The 25,541-nt window shown below is 40.7% G+C and carries 25 protein-coding genes and 2 pseudogenes; 3 read left to right on the top strand and 24 right to left on the bottom strand.

What is annotated here, in order from left to right:
• Positions 1-15: 15 nt before the first annotated feature.
• From clpX to NQ550_RS03125, 5 genes are all read right to left on the bottom strand, one after another.
• On the bottom strand, positions 16-1,332 hold the full coding sequence (gene clpX / locus NQ550_RS03145; RefSeq protein WP_025580708.1) for an ATP-dependent Clp protease ATP-binding subunit ClpX: 1,317 nt from the start codon (positions 1,330-1,332) through the stop codon (positions 16-18).
• A gap of 75 nt (positions 1,333-1,407) precedes the next feature.
• A complete protein-coding gene (clpP, locus tag NQ550_RS03140; RefSeq protein ID WP_008705991.1) occupies positions 1,408-1,989 on the bottom strand; it encodes an ATP-dependent Clp endopeptidase proteolytic subunit ClpP in 582 nt (193 codons plus the stop codon).
• 95 nt (positions 1,990-2,084) lie between these two features.
• Positions 2,085-3,371, bottom strand: coding sequence for a trigger factor (gene tig, locus NQ550_RS03135; protein WP_008705993.1), 1,287 nt, complete (start codon positions 3,369-3,371; stop codon positions 2,085-2,087).
• A 274-nt stretch (positions 3,372-3,645) separates the two neighbouring features.
• Entirely contained in the window at positions 3,646-4,206 is a 561-nt protein-coding gene (locus NQ550_RS03130) for a DJ-1 family glyoxalase III (protein ID WP_025580707.1), read from the bottom strand.
• A 351-nt stretch (positions 4,207-4,557) separates the two neighbouring features.
• Positions 4,558-6,099 (bottom strand): M20 family metallopeptidase, encoded by a 1,542-nt coding sequence (locus tag NQ550_RS03125; protein ID WP_049947384.1) that lies wholly within the window; start codon positions 6,097-6,099, stop codon positions 4,558-4,560.
• A 268-nt stretch (positions 6,100-6,367) separates the two neighbouring features.
• On the opposite strand from NQ550_RS03125, the gene NQ550_RS03120 reads away from it, so the two are divergent.
• Positions 6,368-6,823, top strand: coding sequence for a CYTH domain-containing protein (locus NQ550_RS03120; RefSeq protein WP_025581326.1), 456 nt, complete (start codon positions 6,368-6,370; stop codon positions 6,821-6,823).
• A gap of 176 nt (positions 6,824-6,999) precedes the next feature.
• Here NQ550_RS03120 and proC read toward each other — a convergent pair whose 3' ends face one another.
• From proC to NQ550_RS03105, 3 genes are all read right to left on the bottom strand, one after another.
• The gene (gene proC, locus NQ550_RS03115) at positions 7,000-7,794 is read right to left on the bottom strand and encodes a pyrroline-5-carboxylate reductase (RefSeq protein WP_008706006.1); all 795 of its coding nucleotides are present in this window, start codon (positions 7,792-7,794) and stop codon (positions 7,000-7,002) included.
• A gap of 132 nt (positions 7,795-7,926) precedes the next feature.
• Positions 7,927-8,373: a D-aminoacyl-tRNA deacylase gene (dtd, locus tag NQ550_RS03110; RefSeq protein WP_025581325.1), complete on the bottom strand. Its 447-nt coding sequence runs from the start codon at positions 8,371-8,373 to the stop codon at positions 7,927-7,929.
• A 276-nt stretch (positions 8,374-8,649) separates the two neighbouring features.
• Positions 8,650-10,008 (bottom strand): MATE family efflux transporter, encoded by a 1,359-nt coding sequence (locus tag NQ550_RS03105; RefSeq protein WP_025581309.1) that lies wholly within the window; start codon positions 10,006-10,008, stop codon positions 8,650-8,652.
• A gap of 169 nt (positions 10,009-10,177) precedes the next feature.
• On the opposite strand from NQ550_RS03105, the gene NQ550_RS03100 reads away from it, so the two are divergent.
• Positions 10,178-11,083 (top strand): AraC family transcriptional regulator, encoded by a 906-nt coding sequence (locus NQ550_RS03100; protein ID WP_025581310.1) that lies wholly within the window; start codon positions 10,178-10,180, stop codon positions 11,081-11,083.
• Here the strand turns inward: NQ550_RS03100 and NQ550_RS22405 are convergent.
• A pseudogene (locus NQ550_RS22405) lies at positions 11,064-11,174 on the bottom strand (DUF6783 domain-containing protein); the annotation flags it as partial. The gene NQ550_RS03100 and the pseudogene NQ550_RS22405 overlap by 20 nt on opposite strands.
• Between NQ550_RS22405 and NQ550_RS22400 the strand changes: the two are divergent.
• Positions 11,124-11,312: pseudogene (locus NQ550_RS22400) on the top strand (DUF6783 domain-containing protein). The pseudogenes NQ550_RS22405 and NQ550_RS22400 sit on opposite strands and share 51 nt — an antisense overlap.
• 170 nt (positions 11,313-11,482) lie before the next feature.
• Here the strand turns inward: NQ550_RS22400 and NQ550_RS03095 are convergent.
• The 15 genes from NQ550_RS03095 to NQ550_RS03025 all read right to left on the bottom strand — a co-directional run bounded on the left by NQ550_RS03095 (position 11,483) and on the right by NQ550_RS03025 (position 25,416).
• Positions 11,483-12,109, bottom strand: coding sequence for a lactate utilization protein (locus NQ550_RS03095; protein ID WP_025581109.1), 627 nt, complete (start codon positions 12,107-12,109; stop codon positions 11,483-11,485).
• Positions 12,110-12,257: 148 nt separating this feature from the next.
• Positions 12,258-13,625: a DUF6034 family protein gene (locus NQ550_RS03090; RefSeq protein WP_025581108.1), complete on the bottom strand. Its 1,368-nt coding sequence runs from the start codon at positions 13,623-13,625 to the stop codon at positions 12,258-12,260.
• A gap of 329 nt (positions 13,626-13,954) precedes the next feature.
• A complete protein-coding gene (locus tag NQ550_RS03085; protein ID WP_025581107.1) occupies positions 13,955-15,226 on the bottom strand; it encodes a sensor histidine kinase in 1,272 nt (423 codons plus the stop codon).
• A 5-nt stretch (positions 15,227-15,231) separates the two neighbouring features.
• Positions 15,232-15,891, bottom strand: a complete 660-nt coding sequence (locus tag NQ550_RS03080; protein ID WP_025581106.1) for a response regulator transcription factor — start codon at positions 15,889-15,891, stop codon at positions 15,232-15,234.
• A gap of 516 nt (positions 15,892-16,407) precedes the next feature.
• Positions 16,408-17,538, bottom strand: a complete 1,131-nt coding sequence (locus tag NQ550_RS03075; protein ID WP_025581104.1) for a DUF4179 domain-containing protein — start codon at positions 17,536-17,538, stop codon at positions 16,408-16,410.
• Complete coding sequence (locus NQ550_RS03070; protein WP_025581103.1) at positions 17,522-18,088, bottom strand: RNA polymerase sigma factor; 567 nt, start codon at positions 18,086-18,088, stop codon at positions 17,522-17,524. The genes NQ550_RS03075 and NQ550_RS03070 overlap by 17 nt, the downstream gene beginning before the upstream one ends.
• A gap of 705 nt (positions 18,089-18,793) precedes the next feature.
• Positions 18,794-20,008, bottom strand: coding sequence for an IS256 family transposase (locus NQ550_RS03065; protein ID WP_195383148.1), 1,215 nt, complete (start codon positions 20,006-20,008; stop codon positions 18,794-18,796).
• 206 nt (positions 20,009-20,214) lie between these two features.
• Positions 20,215-20,403 (bottom strand): hypothetical protein, encoded by a 189-nt coding sequence (locus NQ550_RS03060; protein ID WP_025580455.1) that lies wholly within the window; start codon positions 20,401-20,403, stop codon positions 20,215-20,217.
• 25 nt (positions 20,404-20,428) lie between these two features.
• Entirely contained in the window at positions 20,429-21,073 is a 645-nt protein-coding gene (locus NQ550_RS03055) for an ABC transporter ATP-binding protein (protein ID WP_025580457.1), read from the bottom strand.
• Between the two features lie 24 nt (positions 21,074-21,097).
• A complete protein-coding gene (locus NQ550_RS03050) occupies positions 21,098-21,736 on the bottom strand; it encodes a hypothetical protein (protein ID WP_147418531.1) in 639 nt (212 codons plus the stop codon).
• 255 nt (positions 21,737-21,991) lie between these two features.
• Positions 21,992-22,762 carry a hypothetical protein gene (locus NQ550_RS03045; RefSeq protein ID WP_025580460.1) on the bottom strand — a complete coding sequence of 257 codons (771 nt, stop codon included), beginning with the start codon at positions 22,760-22,762 and terminating at the stop codon, positions 21,992-21,994.
• Positions 22,763-22,810: 48 nt separating this feature from the next.
• Positions 22,811-23,902 (bottom strand): hypothetical protein, encoded by a 1,092-nt coding sequence (locus tag NQ550_RS03040; protein WP_025580461.1) that lies wholly within the window; start codon positions 23,900-23,902, stop codon positions 22,811-22,813.
• Between the two features lie 56 nt (positions 23,903-23,958).
• Entirely contained in the window at positions 23,959-24,336 is a 378-nt protein-coding gene (locus NQ550_RS03035; protein ID WP_025580462.1) for a hypothetical protein, read from the bottom strand.
• A gap of 211 nt (positions 24,337-24,547) precedes the next feature.
• A complete protein-coding gene (locus NQ550_RS03030; RefSeq protein ID WP_025580464.1) occupies positions 24,548-25,114 on the bottom strand; it encodes an accessory gene regulator B family protein in 567 nt (188 codons plus the stop codon).
• A gap of 155 nt (positions 25,115-25,269) precedes the next feature.
• Positions 25,270-25,416: a cyclic lactone autoinducer peptide gene (locus NQ550_RS03025; protein ID WP_081703307.1), complete on the bottom strand. Its 147-nt coding sequence runs from the start codon at positions 25,414-25,416 to the stop codon at positions 25,270-25,272.
• Between the last annotated feature and the right edge of the window lie 125 nt (positions 25,417-25,541).

Genomic DNA, 25,541 nt, shown 5'->3' with positions numbered 1-25,541 from the left:
GTTCAGTCCCTTTCATCAGGCTGTTTCCGGTTTATCCTTCTTGTGTGTCCGGGACGTTCTTCTGCTTCCGGCTGTCTTCGCCTGTGCAGGAGCTTCTCCGCGGACGATCTCCGGCTCACCGGTGCCATCTACTACATCTTTGGTAATTGTACATTTGCGGATCGTGTCATCTGACGGAATCTTATACATCAGATTCATCAGTGAACCTTCCATGATCGCACGCAAACCTCTGGCTCCTGTCTTACGTTCCAGAGATTTCTTTGCGACCAGTTCAAGTGCATCATCTTCAAAATCAAGTTCAACACCATCCAGTTCAAATAATCTGTGATACTGTTTGGTAAGTGAGTTCTTCGGCTCTTTCAGAATACTGATCAGCGCATTCTCATCCAGCGCATCCAGAGTTACAACTACCGGCACACGACCGATAAACTCAGGAATCAGGCCGAATTTGATAAAGTCTTCCGGCATTACATCCTTCAGGATCTCACCTACATTTCTGTCTTCCTTAACAGAAACCTCTGCACCGAAACCGATGGACTTGGTATCCTGTCTGGACTCAATGATCTTCTCGATTCCGTCAAAAGCACCGCCGCAGATAAACAGAATATTTGTTGTATCAATCTGAAGAAACTCCTGATGAGGATGCTTGCGGCCGCCCTGAGGCGGAACACTTGCCACTGTACCTTCCAGAATCTTCAGAAGTGCCTGCTGTACGCCTTCACCGGAAACATCGCGGGTTATGGATGGATTCTCAGATTTTCTTGTGATCTTATCAATCTCATCAATATAGATAATTCCGTACTGTGCACGTTCAATATCATAATCTGCTGCCTGAATGATCTTGAGAAGAATATTCTCAACATCCTCTCCTACATATCCGGCTTCTGTCAGTGTGGTAGCATCTGCAATAGCAAACGGTACATTCAGAAGTCTGGCAAGTGTCTGAGCCAGCAGAGTTTTACCTGAACCTGTAGGTCCAAGCATCAGAATATTACTCTTCTGAAGCTCTACATCAGAATTTTTTGATGCAAGGATTCTTTTATAGTGATTATAAACAGCAACGGAAAGAGCCTTTTTTGCTGCATCCTGACCAATTACATAATCATCCAGAACTGCATGGATCTCTTCCGGTTTTAACAGATTAATATCAGAATTCAAAACCTCGTCATCATAAGGATTTAATTCTTCCTCCATGATCTCTGAGCAGATGCCAATGCACTCATCACATATAAATACTTTGCCATCCGGACCTGCGATCAGCTTTCTTACCTGATCTTCTGTCTTCTGGCAAAAGGAGCATCTTACTTTTCCTTCTCTCATTTTTTCTGCCATGAATTTATGTCTGTCCTTTCTCTATACTAACTAATAAGACTCCTGTGACGATTCACAGGAGTCTTATCTTTCGCATTATTTATGCATGACTACACCGTCAATCAGTCCATATGCCTTTGCTTCTTCAGCAGTCATATAGTTGTCCCGGTCTGTATCACGCTCAACAACTTCTATCGGCTGACCGGTATTTGCAGCCAATAACTCATTTAAAGTTCTCTTTGTCTGTGCGATATGATCTGCCACGATCTGGATCTCTGTTGCCTGTCCCTGCGCACCGCCGGATGGCTGATGGATCATGATAGTGGAATGCGGAAGAGCAAATCTCTTTCCTTTTGCACCGCCTGCCAGAAGAAAGGCGCCCATGCTGGCAGCCATTCCAAGACAAATGGTAGAAACATCGCATTTAATATACTGCATGGTATCATAGATCGCCATGCCGGCTGTTACGGAACCGCCCGGGCTGTTGATATACAGCTGAATATCTTTACCAGGATCTTCTGCTTCCAGGAAAAGAAGCTGTGATACGATCAGTCCTGCACTCACATCATTTACTTCCTCACCAAGAAAAATGATTCTGTCCTTCAGAAGCCTTGAATAGATATCATAGCTTCTCTCTCCCCTGCTTGTCTGTTCAATGACATAAGGTACTAAACTCATATAAACGCCTCCATTTACGCGGCTGACTTTTTTCCGAAAGAGGCAGACATCTGAGCCTGTCTCTTTTCGGTTCTTAAAATTCGATTACTTTAAAATTAAACTTCCTTAGCAGCGTCAGCGATAACAGTAACTGCTTTCTGTACAGCCATGTCTTTCTTCATCTGCTCAAGTTCACGCTCTCCAAGTAATTCTTTTAACTTGTCAGCTTCCATTTTGTATGCTTCAGCCATCTTGGAGATCTCTTCATTTACTTCTTCCTCTGTTGGCTGAATGTTCTCAACTTCTGCTACTTTCTCAAGAACCAGTCTTGTCTGGATTCTCTTTAATGCCTGTGGTTTCATGTCTTCCATCATCTTGTCAGCAGTCATGCCTGTGAACTGGAAGTACTGATCCATGGATAATCCCTGAGACTGCATTCTTCTGCTGAAATCATCAAGCATCTGACGGCACTGTGTCATAAGCATAGCTTCCGGAATATCCATCTGTGCATTTTCGATTGCTTTATCTACTGCTGCATCTTCTTTTGCACGTTTTGCTTCGTCTGCTTTCTTATCTTCAAGATTTGTTTTTACATGCTCTTTGTACTCTGCAAGTGTATCGAACTCAGAGACATCTTTTGCAAAATCATCATCCAGTTCAGGAAGTTCTTTTGCTTCGATCTTCTTAACTGCACATTTAAAGATTGCTTCTTTACCTGCAAGTTCTTTTGCCTGATATTCTTCAGGGAATGTAACTTTTACGTCTACATCATCGCCAACTTTAGCACCAACAAGCTGTTCCTCGAATCCCGGGATAAATGTGTTGGAACCAAGTGTCAGAGGATACTCTGTAGCCTGTCCGCCATCGAAAGGTACTCCGTCTACAGATCCTTCGAAGTCGATTGTTACAATATCATTTAACTGAGCTGCGCGGTCTTCTACGCTGATTGTTCTGGAGTTTTTCTCCTGCTCTTTCTTGAGTTCAGCTTCTACGTCTTCGTCTGTTACTGTGATTTCAGTTTTCGGTACTTCTACACCTTTGTAATCACCTAATGTAACTTCCGGTTTAACAGCAACTTCTGCTGTGAAGATGAATGCTTTTCCAGGCTCAGCCTGTGTAATGTCGATTGTCGGCTGGGAAACGATCTCAAGTTCGCATTCAGCTAATGCTTTGCTGTAGTGTTCCGGAATCAGAGCGTTAACAGCATCCTCAAGGAATACTCCTTTGCCATACATCTGCTCGATCATTTTTCTTGGAGCTTTTCCTTTACGGAATCCAGGGATAGAAATTCTTCCTTTTGCTTTCTGGTATGCATTCTGCATTGCTTTTTCTAAATCTTCAGCGGCAACTTCGATAGTAAGTTTCGCCATGTTTTTTTCCATTTTTTCCACCTGTAAACTCATGTTACAATGTTCCTCCTTAAATTCAGGTTATATTTTGCGACTGGTTTTTCAGCTGCGTTATATCATTCACAGTTTTTACCTATTTCTATATATTCAAGTCTGAGCTCCGCTCCCACCATTGCAGAAGCGGGAGAGTTACTGTTCACTCTGTGTCAGTAACGCAAGAAGTCTGTTTATAACTCAATTATATATTTACAGTCATTGTAGCAGTATAGCACAAAAAATCCAAAAGTGCTAGTGTTTTTTCGCATAAAAATAAGGGTTTTGGGATGTTTTAACGTGTGTAAACTACAGATTCTGCGATTTCTTTTGCTTTTTCTTCATTTTCGAGCTGTGAAATCAGGGAGAGTGCGAAGTCTACAGCCGTTCCCAGGCCGCGGCTGGTGGTTATGTTTCCGTCTACTACTACGCTGTCTTCACTTGTTACTGCGCCATCTTTGGAGAGAACTTCCATGAATGACGGATAGGAAGTTGCTTTGCGGCCTTTGAGGAATCCCAGTCCGGAAAATACGCTTGGAGCTGCGCAGATGGCTGCGATTTTTTTGCCTTTATTGTTGAAGTCTGTCAGGAGGTCGATGAGTGGTTTGTAACCGGCAAGGTATTTGGTTCCCGGCATTCCTCCAGGAAGAACGAGCATGTCGGCGTCGGCGAAGTCGGTTTCAGCGAATATGGCGTCGGTGAGCATGGTGATGCCGTGGGATGTCTGAATCCTGGTGGTTTCTTTGATAGATACGGTTTTGATGTCGATTCCGGCGCGGCGGAGAAGGTCTACTACGGTCAAACCTTCAATGTCTTCGAATCCGTCGGCGAGGAAGATGTATACTTTTTTACTCATTTTTTTGTGCCTCCTGATTGTTGTATTTTTTAAGATTTTTATCTTGTTTTTCTGAAATGGATTATAGCATTTTTTATGGATAGTTACAATGTTTGTTTGGATTGGGTAGGGACGCGCGAAGCCATCTGTCTCCTGGGGTTCAGTTTCGTGAGCCTAAGTAACTCTAAGGTTTGATAAATCTGCTAAAAACATGAAAAAGAATGCAAAACTCGCTCCGTTGCAAACTTCGCTCAGACACGTTGCGATTCTTTTCCATAACGCAGATTTCCCAAACCTAAGAGTTACTAAGACTCGTCAAATTCACCCCAGGAGACAGATGGCTTCGCGCTGGGAACTGGCAAAATGTTATTTTTACCATAGCTCTGGTTTCAAGTCTTTCGGCAATGGATTGGGATATGTTTCTCCGTCTAATGTTTCTGTCAGTTCTTTTCTGGCTTGATTTGCCAGTTCTGGATTTTGTAAAAAATCCAGAGCTGTGAGGGACATGATTTTGGCGGCGTAGAGCATTCCTTTGTGAGCGATTGAGGATTTGCCCTGGGCTACTGCCTGCCAGGAGTGGAGGGCGGTTCCTGCGGCGAATGTGGGGATGTTGAGGTGGACGGTTGGGACAATCCAGCTTACATCGCCTACATCGGTGGAGTATTTGAGGTCGCTGTACAGGTTTTGGCTGGCTATTGGCTGGAAGATTGGTTTTTTCATGGCTTCGGCGGCGTTTGATCCAAAGTAGTCCCGGGCGATTGTAGGGAGTTGGTTTTTATCCTGATCCGAGAGGGACTGCTGGAATTTTTGTGCGTAGGCATATTCCTGCTCTGTATATGGAATCGGGCCAAGTTTTTCCAGGTAGGTGTTCATATGGTCTGCAAGGATTTTACTGGAGATTAAATTGGAATAGGCAGCCACCTGACGGATTTCTACGGTAGTTTCGGTCATGAGGGCGGCGCCTTTGGCTATATTACATACGCGGTTGTAGAGTTCTTTTACCTGAGTGATCTTCGGGGCGCGGATGGCGTAGAGTACCTGGGCTCTGGACTGGACTACGTTTGGGGCATCTCCGCCTGTGTCGGTGATGGCATAGTGGATTCTGGCTTCGTCTATCATGTGTTCACGCATGTAGTTTACGCCTACGTCCATTAATTCTACTGCATCCAGTGCGGAACGGCCTAATTCCGGGCACATGGAGGCGTGTGCCGGGGTTCCGTAGAATGTGAAGAAGACTCTGAAGTTTGCTTTGGTGCTTCCGTAGCATGCGCGTCGTCCCTGCTCCGGGTGCCAGCAGAGGGCGAGGTCGCAGTCATTGAAATAGCCGTCACGTACAAGGAATGCTTTGCCGCCTGCGTTTTCTTCGGCTGGGCAGCCGTAGTAGCGGATTGTTCCTTTCAGGTTGTGTGCTTTCATGAAGTCTTTTAATGCTATGACGGCGGCAAGGGTGCCTGTTCCGATAAGCTGATGACCGCAGCCATGGCCACAATTATCAGTATATCCTGAACCTGGATTTTGTTTCTTTTCTCTTTCCGGCACGCTTTCATATTTTGAATCTGATGTTTTTTCTTCCGGGATTCTCTCGGTAGTATCTGCTTTCTGCGAAAGTCCCGGCAGGGCATCAAATTCGCCAAGAAATCCTATAACCGGTTTTCCGGAACCGTATTCTGCAATAAATGCTGTTTCCTCTCCTGCCAGATTTGATTTTATGGAAAATCCCTCTTTCTTTAATGTCTGCTGAAGTAATTCAGAAGATTTATATTCTTGAAATCTCGGCTCCGCATACTCCCAGATTTTATCGCTGATTTTGGCATAATATTCTTTTTTATCTTCAATTTTTTCTGATATTTCTTTTATGTATTCATCCATATATTTTTCCTCCTGTCCCATGCTGTTTCCTACTTTCTTCTTCATTCCCCACAACATTTTTATCTATTTTACATTAAGCAGATATCATGTTACTGTTCACACACCACTATCCCGAGACATACAAGCCAAAATTCCATTGCCGCAGGCAATCTGGAATGAATTTTGGCTACGTTACTGAGAACGGAGTGAACAGTAACGATATCACCGTTTGATTTAAGTAAAATATGCGTTTTCATTATTTTTCATCTATGCTATTATCATTATAGCACAAACTAAAGGATTGACACATTTTAACTCTATGGAGGAAATTTAAATGGAAATCGAACGTAAATTTTTAATATCCAAAGAAAATCTGCCAGCAGATCTTGACGCTTATCCACACCATAAACTCGAACAGGGCTATTTATCCACCGCACCGGTAGTCCGTATCCGCAAAGAGGATGATAACTACTATCTCACCTATAAATCCAAAGGTCTTATGACCCGCGAAGAATATAATCTTCCACTTACAAAAGAATCCTACGAACATATGCGTCCAAAAGCTGACGGAATCCTTATTTCCAAAACCCGCTATCTTATTCCTGAAAAGGATGGACTCACCATTGAACTGGATATATTTGATGCCCCCTATGAGGGACTCTATCTCGCAGAAGTGGAATTTTTTTCTGAAGAACAGGCGCTCAGCTATAATCCACCTGTATGGTTTGGAGAAGATGTTACAAACTCCGGTAAATACCACAACAGTCATCTGAGTCAGAGGAATTTATAATAAAACAGCTCCGAAATATTGTTCTGTTAATATGCATTTGCAGGAATTGTAGTAACTCTTAGGTTCTGGAAATTCGCGTTATAAAAAATCCGCTCACTGTCTGAGCCGCTTTGCGGCGAGTTTGAGCGGATTTTTTGTGGTTTTAGCGGATTTTCAGAGCCTTAGAGTTACTGAGATTACATCTTTTTACCTTTTTCAGCAGCTCCATTCAGAGCTTCAAAAACAGCACTTCTGAATCCATTCTGTTCCAGGATTCTTACTCCCTCAATGGTACTTCCGGCCGGTGAACATACCATATCCTTCAGTTCTCCCGGATGCATGCCTGTTTCCAGTACCATTTTTGCGCTTCCAAGTAAAGCCTGTGCAGCAAACTGATAAGCCTGTTTTCTTGGCATTCCCTGGGCTACCGCAGCATCTGCCATTGCTTCTATGAACATAAAAACATATGCAGGTGAACATCCGCTTACAGCACTTACTGCGTCCATCAGACGCTCCGGAACTACTTCTGTACGTCCAAAGCTGTCTGTGATCTCACAGATCTGAGCCAGTTCTTCTGCTGATACTTTCTCATTGGCACATACACCAGTCATACCCTCCCCAACCTGAGCAGGAGTATTCGGCATCATTCTTACCACTTTCAGAGGCTGTCCACATTTTTCTTCTAACCAGGCAAGAGTTTTCCCCGGCGCAATGCCTACAACTGTGTGTTCCGGTGTCAGTTCATCTTTTACTTCATTCAGCACTTCTTCATAAAACTGCGGTTTCACGGCCAGGAAAACCAGTTTTGTGTTTTTTACCACTTCATGGTTATCCAGGGTTGTAACCACTCCCAGCTTTTCTCTGCTTCGTTTGCTTCCTTCTTCTGTAAGATTGGAAACAATAATCTCATCTTTTTTATAAAGTCCTTTTTTCAGCATACCACTGATCATGGCAGAAGCCATATTTCCGCATCCGATAAATCCGATTTTCATAAATCTGCTCCTCTCTTGCAATTCCTGTTGTTTTCTGATAATTTATAACTGCTTTTTTCATATCTTTTTCTTGTTATAGATAATGATAATCATCCAGCAATCTGCCGTAAAATACTGAACAGTTACAGATAATTATAATTCATTACTGTCCAATATGACTGTAAAGGGACCGGCATTCACAAGCTCCACTTTCATATCTGCCCCAAATTCTCCCTGCTCGACAATATCAATGTGTTCTTTGCATCTGGCAATTATGTATTTGTACAGATTTTCAGCCATATCAGGGGCCCCTGCTCTTATAAAGGAAGGTCTGTTTCCTCTTTTACAGTCAGCATATAATGTGAACTGGGAAATAAGCAGAAGACTTCCGCCCACCTCCTTCAGGCCAAGGTTTGTCTTACCGTTTTCATCTTCGAAAATACGCATATTAACCATTTTATGGATCATTTTATCTGCGATTTCAACGGTATCTTCTTCTCCTACTCCGATAAGAACCATAAAGCCCTTGCCTATCTGGCCTCGTACTTCACCATTAATTGTCACTTTTGAATGCATTACTCTCTGAATTACAAAACGCATAATTCACTCTCCTTAATCAACGGATTTCTGTCTGTTGATAGATAGCATAGCACATTTTTATCCGTTTTTCCATTGTAAAGTGTCACCTTGCGGCTGTTATCTCAAAATCTTGTGTTACTGTTCACTCCGTTCACAGTAACTTAGCCAAAATTCATTCCAGATTGCCTGCGGCAATGGAATTTTGGCTTGTATGTCTCGGGATTTTGGCATATTCATGCCAAAACACCTCGCGGGATAGTGGTATGTGAACAGTAACAATTTTGTTACTTGCACTCGTCACTCCATTCTCAGTAATGCTGCACAATTTCCTTTCATCATCTTATAATAAACCGGGATCAGAAGTGCACAGGCTCCGATCCATGCCATTGGACTGGCAATACATACAGATGTATATCCGATAATTCCGGAAAGACCTACTGTTGCAGCAATTCGCATAACCAGTTCAATCATACAGGCAGCAAAAGGTGCTTTGCCATTCTGCATGCTCTGGATGGATGTACGGTATACTGCCAGCAGTCCAAGCACAAAGTAAAAGGGAGCTACAATCGTCAGATACATATCTGAATAGTGATAGATTTCTTTTGTGGGATCTGAGAGAAACATTCTTACGATCGGATGTCTCAGCAGCAGAATTCCAATACACATGATCAGGTTAAATGCTTCTGTCTGAATCAGACAGGCACGCACACCCTGACGGATACGGTCCCATCTGCCTGCACCAAAATTCTGAGCCACATAGTTGGAAATTGCGGTCATCATTGCATTGTTTACCAGTACAGAAAGCTGATCTGCTTTCGATGCTGCGGTATATCCTGCAACTGCTGCAGTACCCAGTGAGTTTACCACTGCCTGCATGGCAAGCTGTCCGATACACATGACAGACATCTGGAATCCCATAGGAAATCCGGTCTTCAGGTGCAGGACTGCCGTGTCTTTTAAATCTGTAAAATCTTCCCTGTGCAGATGCAAAATCGGAAAATTCTTCAGTCCTACAACCAGACTCAGCACTGCGGAAAAGAACTGTGACAGAATAGTCGCCCATGCAGCACCAGCCACCCCCATATGAAACGGTACAATAAACAGAATATCAAGAAAAATATTTAATACAGATGAAAATACCAGGAAATACAATGGTGTCTTACTGTCTCCCAATGCACGGAGCATATTTGAGATCATATTATAAAAAACGGTAGCACCTGTGCCAAGCAAAACTACAAACATATAGTCATATGCTTCACCGGAAATGTCAGCAGGAATCTGCATCCAACGCAGGATCTGGTGTGAAAGCAGACAGCAGATCAGGGTCAGCACTACTGTAAAGGCAATACTCAAAAGTGCGGAAACCGCAACGCTCTTGCGCATTCCTTTTTCATCCTTTGCCCCGCATTTCTGTCCCAGACAGATACCAAATCCACCTGTGAATCCATTGATAAAACAGAATACAAAATAAATAATAATACTGGTGGAACCTACTGCTGCCAGGGAGTCTGCTCCCAGCGTTTTTCCTACAATCACAGAGTCCGCCAGTGTATAAAAAAGCTGAAACAGATTTCCCAGAATTACAGGAATCGCAAATTTCAGCAGTGACCGGAACGGATTGCCTGTAGTCAGATCCATCTCTTTTGATCTTGCCATGTTTCTTACTCCTCTCCTTGCACGATGTGCATACCAACGTTATAATTGTGACTATAACAAGCATTGTAAATGAATATATCCTGTGATAAATTGTCAGATCGTATTGATGCTCATGCTTCTGTGAGCAATTCATCACAGTGTACATATAATAAAATCGGAGAACTGTAATATGGCTATGCGTAAAATTCTTGTAGATGAAACCAACCGCGAACTTTGTGAACATGGGACTGTCGGTTTTCCCATGACCGTTAACCATGATGACCTGTGGGCATTTGAGGGAAAAAGCGTACCTATCCACTGGCACAATGACCTGGAGATCAGTCTTCCCAGAGAAGGAGAAGCTATCTATCAGGTGTATCAGAAAAGCTACACTGTAAGACCTGGAGATGTTCTTCTTCTGAACCGAAATGTCCCCCATAGCTGTCACTCACCTAATAACAGTCATGCCAGATACAGTACCTTTCTGACACGTCCGGATTTCATATACGGCGAATACGGAAGTGATGTTGAACGCAGATGTTTTCGTCCTTTTCTCCAGAATTCTTCTGTCCCCTGCATCCTTCTTACTTCCGGAAACTCATGTACCCGGACTGTGATCCAAAAACTCAATGAAACAGAAGCACTCTTTGATCAGAAGACCTTCTGTTATGAGTTGAAGATTAAGGGGCTTCTCTGTGAAATTTTCGGTATGATTCTCTGCGAACACCAGAATGATCTTGCAAAATTTATTCCGGCCAACCAGCTGGAACTGGAAAGGCTGGAACAAATGCTGGATTATCTTAATACGCATTTTGGATCTGTAATCTCTCTACAGGAACTGGCAGACCAGGTTCATCTGTCCAGAGAGGTCTGCTGCCGCCTGTTCAAAAAAATGACCGGCAAGACAATTACCGGCTATCTGGAAGAATATCGTGTCAACCAAAGTCTGCCTCTGGTTCAGAGCTGCCAATATTCTATGATCCAGATTGCAGATATGACAGGCTTCAGCAACGCCAGCCGTTTTGCCCGGGCATTCCGCCGACAATTCGGATGCAATCCCGGTGAATACAATTCTCTTAAGCTGCAAAAGTGCTAGAGCGTGTCTGAAAAAGGCTTTCTGCAAGATGTGCGTCACAATTTGTGGGATATTTTGCCCGGATGAGGGCGCCGTAGCGGGCTACGGCAACTGAATTCGGGTGAAATATCCCGCAAAGTGGGGCGTGCAGATTGCGGGAATGATTTTTCAGACACGCTCTAACCTGTATCTGTTCTTTTATATGGTTATCCTTCTGCCGCATGGATATTATATTAGAATTCCATATTAGAAACCATTCCGGAATTGATTTACATGATACAGATATTGATTTTTCAGGACCTATTATTTTCCAAAAAAGAACAGCCCCTCTGACTTATTATACGTCAATGAGACTGTTCTTTTTATTATTCGGGGGCAATCCGATATTCGTAATCGAGGCAGGGAACTTACTTGATTCGGTTAAAGTCCCAGCGTATCATTTACCAGAATCACATGGATTCTGTCTTTATGTCTGGAATATCTGGTGATCAGGAACTGACAGCAGATGGTATCCGGGGATTTGCAGTTAAAGCATTTTCCGGTTTCCTTACATGGAGTTTTGATATCAAATCTCTGCGCATTAGCTGTAGCTGCCACATTTCTGGCACGCTTCATTGCACTGTCAAGATCCGGACAGACTTTGTTTATACCTACAATAAAGATTACTTTTTTCGGGCCCTGGGCAATGCAGGATACACGGTTGGAATTGCCGTCAATATTGACAAGGACGCCATCATCTGTGACTGCATTGGCACTGGATAAAAAGAAATCTGCATCATAGGCTGCCATAAGTCCCTCACGAGGTTCAAGCTTTGCGCGGTCAATATAATTATACTCTCCTTCCTGCAGGACTTTGACCAGACCGATCTCATGTGCACTCATGCATCCGCCCATGGCGATTGTGCTTCCGTTTGGGATCAGTTCCAGGGCCTGCTTTAATGCTACTTCTTTATCTTGTGCATAATACCCGGACATATTGCGGGATTCCAGTCCCTTAATCACTGTTTTTGCCAAAAGCTCGTTTCTTTTTTTCATGTTTGCATCCATTGTTGTATCCTCCTTAATATCTGGAGCATGCAGATTGTAGAAATTATTTTCAAACACGCTCTGGTTTTAATTGTTGTCCCAATCATACCATATTTCCGGTTTCATTTCTATTTTAACCAGATAAACACTGCACTTTTTTTATTACGGTTTATTCACATTCTCCAATACCACCAGGAAACGTAGTAGATGGTCCGCTCTGTACTCTTTGTACGACACTGCCATCTCGTGCATCAATTGTGAGAAGTGGTACCCCGATGCGATCCATAGTAACGCTATCTATAACCATTTCATTACTGCCATCCGCGTAACCCGGTTCCTGGGAATTCCAGGTTCCATAGAAATCCCATACCGGAATCAGACTTCCCTCTGTACTGCTGTTACCCTCCCGCACACGCATATATCCCAGTTGAACTTTAGTTATTGTCATCTCAACACTCTGTGCATCAACAGATGGATAACGACAGAAACTTATGCCATCTACTGCCGGCAGATGGTATTCCTGTTCTGTCATAATCTGCATGGTAATCGTATTTTCAAAAATATCTTTGACTTCATCAAATGGCAGAAGAAACAATGCTTCATCTGAAGCATCTGATACCTCAATTGGATCACTGTGTTGGAAACTCTGAAGTGTTCCGCTGCAGAAAATCATTGTCAGCGATTCATTATCCCACACATCGCACTGCGCTTCATGAAAATTATCGTCTTCATCTATCCAGGGACGGGATAATTCATCATATGACAGATAAGAATTCCGTATATAATTAACAGGTACACCATCGACCATTCTTTCAAAGAAAAAAGAGGTCTTTTCCAAAGTGCAGTTTTCTTCTGTGAGTTCTTTTGATGCACTGTTAAACAGGTGCCATTCTCCAGAAACAATATCCTTTACATAATTTTCTGCGCCGTCATCAGTCATATTCTGATTTCCTGCTTTTATATAATTCTGAAATCGTTCTGCTCTTTGTTTTTTCTCATCCTGAGACATATTTTCTTCGTTCACATCATCAAACGCAGCATATTCTTCCCAAAAACTAAATGCTTCTAAATCGGGGAATGTACCTGTATACTGGTACGTCAGTCCATCCACCTCATATGTTTCTGCCAATCCATCATAGTCTTGTTTCAACAATTGCCCTTTGGCAAAAGTATCCAGTACTTTCTGTGGCTCTTCTTCAGAAATTGTCACTTTTTTTACATTTTTCAGGCATATGGCACCCACATCCGGCACTTCTATCGGAGCATCGGCTGTCAGGGTAAATTTCATAGGATTTTCCTGATCTGTTCGTTCTGCGGATCTTAGATCGGACTGGATGGTTGTCTGGTAGGTTTTCGGAGCCTGCACCTGTTCAGTGACTGTTTTCTGAACTGTTTCTTTCTCTTTGTTTTCCTCTTTCTTTGCAGCAGTCTTATCCTTTTCTTCTACAACAGCAGAATGAATGACCTTATCACATCCTGATATTGTAAAAAGATTCATACATAAAAAAACTCCCACAAATATTTTTATTTTCTTCATTTCTTTCTCCTCCTTTCGCATATGTAGCTGAGCAGATAAAATATTTTCTTTGCTGCTTAATTTGGTCAGTCAGATAAAATTATCCGCATTCTTTACATTCCTGATTCAGTCAAGCGGATAAAATCATCTGCTTCGCAGTTTAGTTAAAAAAGGTACCCTCTTCTTATAAGAAAAGAGTACCATACTGTACTTCTAATGTATTCATCAAGATGTAAACAAGTTGTAAATTTCATCTGTTTAATATTGTCCATGTAATAACGAGTGAATCCGTCTGGATCGGTCAGTTATTCATAATTGAAGCAGAATATTTGTTTGATCAGGTTAAATCCTTATCTTTTTTTATCAAATATTACTCTTACTTTCGTTCCTGTTCCAAGCTGGCTTGTGATGTCCAGTCTGCCTCCATGAACTTCTGCGATTTTTACACATAACGCAAGTCCAAGTCCTGCTCCGCCCTCCTGGCGGCTTCTGGATTTGTCTACCATGTAAAAAGCTTCCGTAATTTTTCCCAGTTCTTCCTGTGGGATTCCCCGACCGTTGTCTGCAACTTCCAGAATTTTCCTACCCGATTCTTTATATGCTTTTACGGTAATACGACCTCCTGCTTCTGTAGCACGGAGAGCGTTATCTATCAAATTTACAAGAAGACTTTCCATTAATTCATCATCCATTTTCATAGAAAAATCTTCGTATTCTGTCTGCAATTGTATCTGTCTCTGCGCTGCCTGTTCTGCCTCTAGCTGAACTACATGTTCCAGCAGTTCTCCTATAGAGTGTGACTCCATTTTTATTGAATCATTCTGATGGAGCCCCAGCATCTGGAGCATTTTTCCGGAAAGTTTTTCAAGTCTTTTTCCCTCACGGCTGATATGTTCCAAGGCACGGTCTTTTTGTTCATCGTTTAGTTTTACATGCCGCAGAGTGTCTGAATATCCAATAATAGAAGTAAGAGGTGTTTTCATTTCGTGGGCAAGTGCTCCCATAAGCATTTCCTGTTTTCCGGCTACTTCCTGCAGTTTTTCCATTTGCTGTACGGTCCGCTTCATCATTAGATAGATAAACAGACCAGCAATGCAAAATACTGCCAGATAGATTCCCAGGAACCAGGCTGCCGTCTGTCTCAGTTCCGTAAACATAGAAGTAACATCACGGACTGAAAGTATTTCGTAACCCTCTGGATTTGTAAGCAGCGCATGCTGTAAAAGTAAGTATTTGTGATTCAGTTTCTGGATTTTGTACTCATAGGAATCCGTTTTGTTGTTTAAACCGAGATTATCCATGCTGACAATCTCATAATCTGTGCGGTTTACTACGGCTTCTTTACTTTCGGAATTAATGAGGAGCATTTTCTCACCGCAGCATCTCAGAAACTGGAATTCCAGATAAGATTTTTTTCCTGTTTCTGACATCTGCTCATATTTACTGTTGTCCCAGAATTGTTCCAGGAGATTTTTTCCATTTGCAAGCTGTCGTCCATAGGTTTCAGCAGCATTATTCAGGCTTCTTTTTCCTGTGACATACAGGCTCAGGACACCGACCGGTATCAGAGAGCACAAAAGTGTTATCAGCATAAGTGCTACTGTCCGTTTCCACAACTTCATAGCGGTTAGTCCTCCAGTCGATAGCCAAGTTTTGGGATTGTTTTTATTTCATCGTACAACTCCAGTTTCTTGCGGAGCTGGCCGATATGCACGTCTACAGTTCTGCTCTCTCCCAGATATTCTTCGCCCCAGACACGTTTTAATAGTTCTTCTCTTCCAAGTGCGATGTTTTTGTTCTGTAAGAGCAGGATAAAGAGATCGTATTCCAGTGGTTTCAGGTTTACGGGAATCCCATCTTTCAGAATCTGATGGCTCTGGAGATCTGCCTGAATATTTTTGATTGTGAGAATTCTCTTTGCACGGCCGGTTCTTTCAAGGATTTTTTCAATCCGTACAAGAAGTTCCAACATTTCGAAAGGCTTTACCATATAATCTTCTGCACCGAGTTTCAGGCCTTTTACTTTGGATGCTACGTCATCTTTTGCAGTAAGGTAGATCACCGGGAGATTCTTTGCGCGGAAATCTTCCATCAGAGCAAAGCCATCTTTGCCGGGAAGCATAATATCGACAACTGCAAGGTCTGCATCTTCATTCCATAGCAATAGGCGCTGGGCTTCTATTCCGTCGTAGGCGGCTACTGTTTCGTATCCAGCTATGGTTAGGTTCATACATAATAATTCGGAAATTGCTCTGTCATCTTCGATTACCAGGATTTTGTTTTTCATTTTGGGATCACCTCGATTAGTTTATGGAAATAGTATAACGTTTCGAGGATGTAACGTCTACAAAGATATATATTTTACTTCATTAGTCATACTATTCTATCCACTCATATACCAGATAATCAACCCCTGCATCTATCATAACAGGAGCATCTGAATGCAACTTAGTTATAATCGAACAGTATCCTACATTATGGTACAAATATTCCAGACGTTTGCGGGGTAATTTTGTAATTTTCCTGGTATTCTGGCGTATATAGCATTCTTTATTTAAGATTCGTTTTAAAGTTTTACTACACTTATATACAGAAAAGTCTTCTGGATTACTTAGATGATATTTCAAAATCAAATTCCTGATGTTTGGGCTAAGTTTTCTGACAGAATCATAATAGGATGTATCATTGTCAAAGGTAAATATTAGCCATTTGTGCTCTATACGGATTTTTTTAATTATACAATCATGTGGTACCGGGATTGTCGGCAGAACATCTTTGTTTAAATAATATGTCTTCTTCATTTTCATCTTATCTGTACTGTAAACTTGTCTCCTATTGGTATTGCATCATCTGTGGGGCTTTCTCCCTCATTATATACATAGACTGTGGATTCTTCGTAGATATCATCAGAGGGATCCTTATCCATTTTTTCTTCAGACACCTGATGCGCTGTGTCGTTTTTTACTTCATATAACTGTAATGTGATTGTGTTTGCTTCCGGGGAGATTTCTTCATATCCGGGATATAGACCTATCGTTTGCCGGAACATAGTTTCCTGACCATTTCTTCCTGTTTCCTGATAGCAGATTTTGTTTCCCTGATCGTCTGTTCCAATCAGATAATAATCACTGTCAATATATACTGTTCCATGATACATTCCGTAAATTGTACTTTCGAATGGATTCCATCTGAATTCTGTGAGGTTCAGGACATTGGAATCCATTTTAATATTCTGATTCAGATTTAAATCCACAGTGTTTTTCTCCAGCTCTTCTTTTGATGTCGCAAGTTTAAATGTATAAGGTTCTGTATCAGCCTGTATTTTCTGAACATTTTCCCATGTATCAGCATCGTCCATTGCAATCGGCCAGACTTTGAACTCTATGTTTACAGTTCCCTCAGTGTTAACTTCTTCTCCGATTGTGAAATCTTCCACTGTTATTGGATTTTCTGAGAAAGCATTAACTGTTCTTTGGCCTAAGCCCTGCTGAATTTCCTGACCGTTAATGCATACTTCTGTATATAAAAGTTTGTCTTCCACCGCATCCTTCATATCTGCGTCTGAATCTTCGCTGTCGTAATACGCAATCCATAAATTTTTGCTGTCCATCACAATCTCATTTAATGTTATGGTGATTCCATCTCTTGAAATGCTTTTTCCTACAACATTTGTATAAGAATCGGTATCACCGTTCTTAATTCCCAATGCCTGTCCGATCCATGAAGTTACTCTCTGTAATGCTGCTTTTACATCTTCCTGATATCTTAATGTGCATCCAACCATAATAAGCAATATGATCCCGGCGACTGCTGTTTTCCAACTCCTTTGTATATGGAAAAAACGATGCTGTTTTTTCCATGGTTTAGAAGCTTCATATATGTATTTATCATCCAGATCACCGATCAGTTCTAATGTCTTAAATCCTTTTTCCATATAAATGTTTCACCCTTTCCCATAGTTTCTTTCTGCTTCGATAGAGACTGGATTTGATTCTGCTTTCCGAAATTCCATGCCGGGCTGAAATTTCACTGATGCTGTCCATATACCAGTAGCGTCGTATAAAAATGTCACAATCACCTTTTTTCAGGGATTCCAGAAATTTTTCAAGGATTTCCAGAATCTCTTTTCTCTGGATTTCATCATTCAAAGAATATGCTGTTACATCCTCTATCTCTTCCAGTTCTTTGCATAATTCTAATATGTGCTCTGTTGACCGTTTTGCAGCTTTTTTCCTGCGAAAACAGTCAATTGCCAGGTTTCGGGTTATTTTTCCAAGAAAAGCAGACAGAATTGCCGGTTTTCTGGGTGGTATGGAGTTCCATGTGGCTAGCCATGTATCATTGACACATTCATTGGAGTCTTCTTTATCATACAGAACATTCCAAGCAATACTAAAACAGTACCTGCTATATTTTTCTTCGGTCGCCTGTATGGCTTTTTCTGATCTGTCAAAATACAGATTGATAATTACTGTATCTTCCACTTTTTTCACCTCACGTTTCTTTTATTTGCCTTCATAAGATAAGACGGATTTTGAATGGTAAAGTTGCAATTTTAATAAAAATAATTTTCTTTTTCCAGAGTAAATAATACACTGTCGAAAAGTCAACCTGTCTTTTCACAATTTCGACTGGAGAAATGAAGTATATTCTGGTAAAATGAGCATATAAAGGAGGACAAACGTAAATCCTTACAAATGATAAAAGACAAAAGAACAGCCGAAGACATTTTCAAGGCACGAATGAGGACTATACTTAACAAATAGGGGAGTACCTAACCGATTTATCTGAAAGATAAGAATGCAGATGAAGTATTCCGGAAATTAAAGCAGAAGCAGGATAACGGTGAAGCTTTTAGAGGGTGTAAAAATTCTTGTGTCTATGGAAAGTAAATCTTTCTGATAAGAAATAGATATGTAAAATTTTGCTGTCGAATTAATGATTATGCGGCTGTCGAATATATCTTTGTACTTACAGTATTGCCATGTAGGAAAATTATATACATCATTTTCGATTTTTTTGCATGACAAGTAAGGCATCATGATCATTGCCTTTTGTGGGCTCTGCCCACACCCGACCTCTGGAATAGGATCGGAAATTTCTGGCAATAATATAAATGCCGAAGGAATAGACAGAGAGCAGGAATGAGGGGCTTAAAAGAGCTTCCCCATTCCTGCTTTTCTTTTCTCTTACAGATAAGCAGTGAGCCGTTCTCCGTAAAGGACTATCAGCTGATTCAATACCTGATCCCAGTTCCGGTATCTCTGCGTCCACTTTTTGACTACGTTCTCGCTGGCAAGATACAGCATCTTTTCCAATGCAGGATCGCTTGGGAATACGCTTTTCGTTTTCGTGACTTTCCGATACTGGCGGTTCAATCCTTCTATGATATTTGTCGTGTACATAATGCGTCTGATATCATTAGAAAACTGGAAAAAGGAACTTACATCTTCCCAATTATTTTCCCAGTTACTGATCGCGTACGGATATTTCTTCCCCCATTTTTCTTTCATGTTCTCCAGCTCTGTTAAAGCGGCTGTTTCGTTCGGAGCATTGTACACTTCTTTGAAATCCGAGGAAAACTTTTTCAGATCATTATAATTTACATATTTGAAAGAATTGCGTAGCATATGGATCACACATCTCTGGATCTCTGCCTGCGGATAAACTGCCTGAATAGCTTCTTTAAAACTCGGAAGACCATCCACGCAGAAGAAAAGGACATCTTTTACTCCGCGGTTCTTAAGATCATTAAGCATCCCAAGCCAGAACTTGCTGGTTTCATTTGCGCCTGCTGTGATGCTGAGGATATCTTTGTATCCCTCCACTGTAACGCCAGGAACTACATACGCAGCACGACTCAGGATTCTGCCATCCTCACGTACTTTATAATGAATACAGTCCATAAAGACAAACGGATAAACCGGGTTCAGAGGACGGGACTGCCATTCCTTAACCTGAGGAAGTATCTTGTCTGTGATCTTGCTGACCATTTCAGCTGATAGCTCAATTCCATAAAGATCCTGGAGCTGGTCGTGGATGTCACGTGTACTCATACCACGGGCATATAAAGAGATCACTTTTTCCTCAATCCCGGAAATATCTCTCTGGTATTTAGGGATGAGTTTTGGTTCAAACTCACCGTTACGGTCTCTTGGTACATCGATTTGAAATTCACCGTATTGACTCTTTAAGTTTTTTGTAGAATGACCATTTCTTTTATTGTCTGTCTGTAGATCTCCCTTATGGTTTTTCTCGTAGCCAGGAGTTGCATCCAGTTCTGCCTCCATCAGCTCCTGCAGGATATCCTTGAAACTGTCTTTCAGAAGCGTGTATATATCTGCAACGCTATTAATGTTGTTTTCTGAGATGATCTGTCGAATTTGTTCTTTTGCAACTGCCATAAAAAATACTCCTTTTCGATAAGAATTGTCATATCTAAATTCTTACCAAAAAGGAGTTATTTTTTACCAAAAACACAAACTATTTTACACTACCAGCTTTTACGGAAGATGATTACTCAGCTCTTTCCCTGACACCATTGATGTCCGGAAAAATGACCCGCAAGGATATATAATGGTATCATTTTGACAGATGCCACTTATTTTGTTTAACTGTTCTTGATCTCTTTTTCAATTCGTTCCATGATTATATCCGTTACCGCTTTTGCCCTTTTCCTCACACTATTACTATATTCTTTAGCCGCATTATACAACAATATATCTGTCTCATTCTGGGCATTATCTATACTTTCTTTAAATCTTTTGTTTTCCTTAAAAATTTCATATGGTATTATCATACTAACCTCCAACTATATCTTTTAATTATCTTCGTTTTTTCAATATACCATTTTCCATTTCATATACTTCATCACACAACACATCAATATCCTCTCTATTATGGCTTGCCAGGATAATCAGTTTTCCCTCGTTTTTCATCTGCTCAAACAGTCCCCTCATTTCCTGTACCCCATTTTTATCTAAACCGTTCATAGGTTCATCCAGTATTAAAATATCTGGATTTTCCATAATCGCCTGACCGATTGCTAAACGCTGCCGCATACCAAGAGAATATTTTCCTACAGGAATTTTTGAACGTGGTTCAAGTCCCACCTTTTCCAGAACGGAATACATGTATTTTTTATTCAGTTTATTTCGGATTGTATACAGAAATTCCAGATTATGAAACCCGCTCCACTGGCGCAAAAAACCCGGTTCTTCTATAATAATTCCGGCATTCTGCAGCATGTCGGCATCTTTCCCCATACATTTCCCATTTACTCTGATTTCTCCTCTGTCACAGTAAAAAAATCCGCAGATACATTTGAAAAGTACGGTTTTGCCAGACCCGTTATGTCCTACGATTCCGTATATTTTTCCGCTTTCACAGGTCAGCGATACATCTTTTAACACTTCTTTTTCCTTAAAGCTTTTAAATACATGATTTACTTCAATCCTCTGTTTTTCCATCTGTCCTGTCCTCCTGTCTGTAAGCTACGCGTCCTCATTTTCCCAGTGAAACTCTGTATGTTTTACTTTACAGAAAATTATCACAGACATGAAAACAACCGCAACAATTAAAAATGTAAAAATATATGTCAGGGAAGGGATTCGATAACGTCCGCTGACAGGCGTCGCGCTTAATGCCACCTCCGCCCAGTATGTAGGTACAACATGCGCCACAATCAGTTTCCATTCCCCATATATATTCTCCACAATAAATAATGCAACCACACTCATCATTGTCACTGCGACTGCAAGGATTTTACCGGCATACAAACTGATAAGAAACATCAAAATGCCAAGAAACGTACATATCAATGTACATATCAGGACAGTAATTATCATAAGCTGTACCGGCGTAAATTTCCCAAGAATCCCATAATGGAAGCGAAAATCAAGCATTTGCCCCATTCCAAATCCAAATCCCTCATCTGCTCTTTGCGAAGCGAGCGTTTTTATAACTTTTCCCCAGTCTGTCGAAAATTCTATATGTCCCCAAAACGGAAGAACAGCTGCGATTGCAGACAGGATAACTGCAAAAAAAGACCTTATCAGGATACCGGCAATCTGGCTGAGTGCCCAGCGTTCCCTCCCGGTACGGATTACCTGATACATATTAATATGCTGCATAAATGGAACATCAGAATGAATATAAACAATTCCTACATAAAAAATAGATAAAATTCCAAATGAGGACATATAAAAAGGAAAAATGCACCATGAAATCGGATAATTTTTTTCCTTAACAAACTGTAAATATGGCTGATCATACGTCCACGACAAGATTAAAAACGCCGCGCAGAAAGTCGCAAATTTAACATTAAATATTTTTTGCGCAGAAGTTTTCATTATGTATTTTAATGTTTTCATATAGTCCTCCCTCCGCTACATTTTCTTTTTCAGCCCCCAATAGCACCCCGCGGCTGATAGAGCGGAAATGCCCACTGATATAACCGTCAGAAACAAAAGGTTTACTCCGTCACTTGCAAATATTTTCGTATACGCATAAAAAGCGTAGATATTGTAATCAGCTATATTCACAGATACCAGAACGCGAAATGCCAGTACCGGAAAGACAAGAACCAGCACAGTATTTGATATAAACACAGAACATAAGGCAGCCATATTCGACAATGCCCCCGCAATAAGCCCCAGATTCAATGCGTACAGCGTACAGTATAAAATTACATGTCCCTCTTCCAGAATGCTTCCATAACAGCCGTTTAATTCTATTCCATACGAATCTATACTCCAGTCTGTCCACGGAACATATGTACGGCACAAAAACAGAAACAAAACTGATCCCAATATCATAATGCTCAGTGAACTGATATAGATAACGGTTGTTTTAGATAGTACATATGACTTTAAGCTTCCTCTTATCACATTGTAACGAATATACTTATGCTCCTGTTCTTCCGGATATACCCCTGCAAATGGAAAAGCGCAGAAAGAATATGCAATCAGAAATCCTGTCATATTTGTAGAATACACATAGGTAGACAGTACGTTTCCATTTTCAAGCCCTTTTTGAAACAACACGCTTTCCAGAGAAAAAAACAGGATTGCCACTACACCAACAATTCCAGCCAGCCATCGATAACTTTTTCCAAGCCGGCGAAAATCTGTCCGAAGGTAATTTATAAAACACTGCAAAATTATCACACTCTCTTTCTCAGGCAAAATCTGGTATGACAAGCGTTGCTAATTCAGGAAAATTTCAGTTCCTGTAACCGCATTAAGCAAAGCAACCTCCATAGAAGTACCGTCTGTTACTTCAAAATACCAGACCGGCTCTGCCGCTAATTTCTGACCCTCATCAAAATAAGTCCGCAGGACTAATTTTGCATAAGTCACCGTATAAACGGCATCGTCTAATAAAGCACTGTATTTTTCTTCCAGTATATCTGCAATTTCAGGGAACTTCAGAAACTCCAGGGTTTCATCAGAATGTTCAAATATACATGGCGCTTCTGTCAGTGCCAGACTCAACATACCCTGTTTTGTGTAAACAGCAGATATGGGCGCTTTCTGATAGCTTTCAAACGCCCGTGACATCGCGCTTGTTATCCACGGCGGAAGAACCTGCAGTCCCTCATAAAGCTGCCACCCATATATCTCATAAGAATTATTGGCTTCTGTCCAGCCGTCCTGTTTTGCCCTTTGACTGTCAATCATTCCGTCATCTAAAGCTCGCTTCTCCAATATTGCATAATCTTCTCCGCTGGTAGAGAACCAGTCAAACTGATATTCATCAACAGGGCAGCCCAGTGATCTTAATTCTTCTTTTACCTGTTCTGTGCAATCGTCTCCTGATGCAAATTTAAAATTATCTTTTGGAGCGCTGCGTTCGCTCATTCTCACTACCTGTCTGTATATTGAGGATTCGGGTGTATTGTACAGAAACACTCCCGATAACCCTATCACTGTTCCGTCCTCCAATATATACGTATCATTTCCTTTTTCATTTTCAATAGTTGGTTCGTCATGATATTCTTCTGTAACTACTTTTCCCTCAACATATTTTTTGTAAGCTGTTTCTGCATCAATGTTAGAAACACCTTTTATAATAGGGGCGTGGAAGTTGGTAACTTCAAATTTCTCCGGAACGTTTACTACACACTCAAATTTCACCTTCTCTGTTTCCTCTGAATATGATTCCGGAAAAAAATCTCCGTCTTCGCTCTGTACCGTCTCTCCTTCCGGCTCTGTTTTTGCCTCCGTTTCTTTTTCACAGCCCCCTAAACACATACATATTCCCAGCACTATCATTGCTTGTCTCAAGCCTTTTCTCATATAGTCCTCCTTGAAAAAACGAAGGCGTATTTCTCCGCCTTCATCTACAGTTTTATTTACGGTGTGAAACGTCCCCTAACATTCAATCCACTTGTTCCACTGGTAGCATACATCTCGTATGTATAATTAGGCGCTGCATAAGATGTGTAGCTGGCAGAGGAAGCTCTTGAACCAGAAGAAATATACGCCGAATTGGAGCTTGTTCCCTGTCCTGCTTTTCCAGATCTGCATCTCAATGTACCGCTTTTATTAAACGATGTTCCTGTTACATAGAATCTCTGTTCTGTATCCGCTTTCCTTACTGCATAAGAGTATGGATCACCCGGAATCGTCACATTAAATGAAACTGTATCCGCACTTGCTGTAGCTGCTGTCCCCAGCACACACATTGTTGCACTTAAAACGCAAAGTGTTCTTTTAATAATTTTTCTCATAAATCATTTCCCCTTTCTAAAAAAGTTTTTCAGTTATTAAACAACATTGGCACCAACTTGTTTGTTGAATTTACTATAGCATAGAATTATCTCTTAAAACGCACCTTGCCAAAAACTGTATATAATTGTGTCAAAAATGGAACTTCTGTCAAGACTAATGCCTTTTTGTATATTCACACTTTTTTCTTTATTCTCCTATATAAATTATTTATTAGGTACTATATTTCCATAATCCAGCTATCATTGCAATCGCAATCATCACTTGACTCCAAATAATTGCATCTACGACAATTCTTTGGTTTACCCATATTCCCACTAGCATTACGATTCCATTACATAACAAAATTTTCTTTGTATTATTCGCATACTTTTTGCGTGCATCTTCGTCTAAACAATGAATAGTATTTTCTACTGGGGCATATATCCAAATAAATATAACAGTAATAATCCATATTATTATAAACATTATATTTGATAAAACTATTGTTTTTTTCAAAAAGACAACCATGTTCATCATTGCTGTCGATAGAAAATAACAACGTAATTCTGTATCTGCATGATATCCTCCAGCATAAGGTCTCAAAAAAAATATCCCCCAAAATACCAATAATACAAAAGGCAGTTCTTTCCAGAGTATTCCACAAACTACTGTTGTCAATAAATTAAGTAATATCAGAAACCCCTGATGCAATCCATATTGGATAATTTCTCGTTCTTCCTCATCATGTCCAATTTTTTCTATCAATCGTATTGAGAATTTTTTTCTATGCTTTTCCATTAAAAACCTCATTTTCTTCAAAAACACAGTTGCCACAAACTACTATGTTTTCATAAGAAAACTCTATAGTCTATGGCAACCTGATTACTTTTATTGTTCCTAAAAGGAACTATATACTTCCATATTTTCTTTAAAAAATCAACCAATTTACAAAATCACGGTTTTTTCAGCTTTTTGACGGCACATGGAAGTTCTGCCTGATAACCGTAATACGGACATGTTGTATTTGCATCACGCTCTGCTAACTTTATAGCAGTATTTTTTACTATTTTCATACCCAATTTCAAAATATCTTTTTTCATGTTACATCCTCCTAAACATATATTTTTTATAACATACCATAAATTCTCTTCATATGCCTTTTATTGTCAAAAACTGTATATTTTTTTGTCAAAATTGGAACTAAAAAAGAGCCAAGTGGCTCTTT

Origin of the sequence: Blautia wexlerae DSM 19850 (assembly GCF_025148125.1) — a bacterium.
Classification (GTDB): Bacteria; Bacillota; Clostridia; order Lachnospirales; family Lachnospiraceae; genus Blautia_A; species Blautia_A wexlerae.
This window is presented reverse-complemented; position numbering and strand designations above follow the sequence as displayed.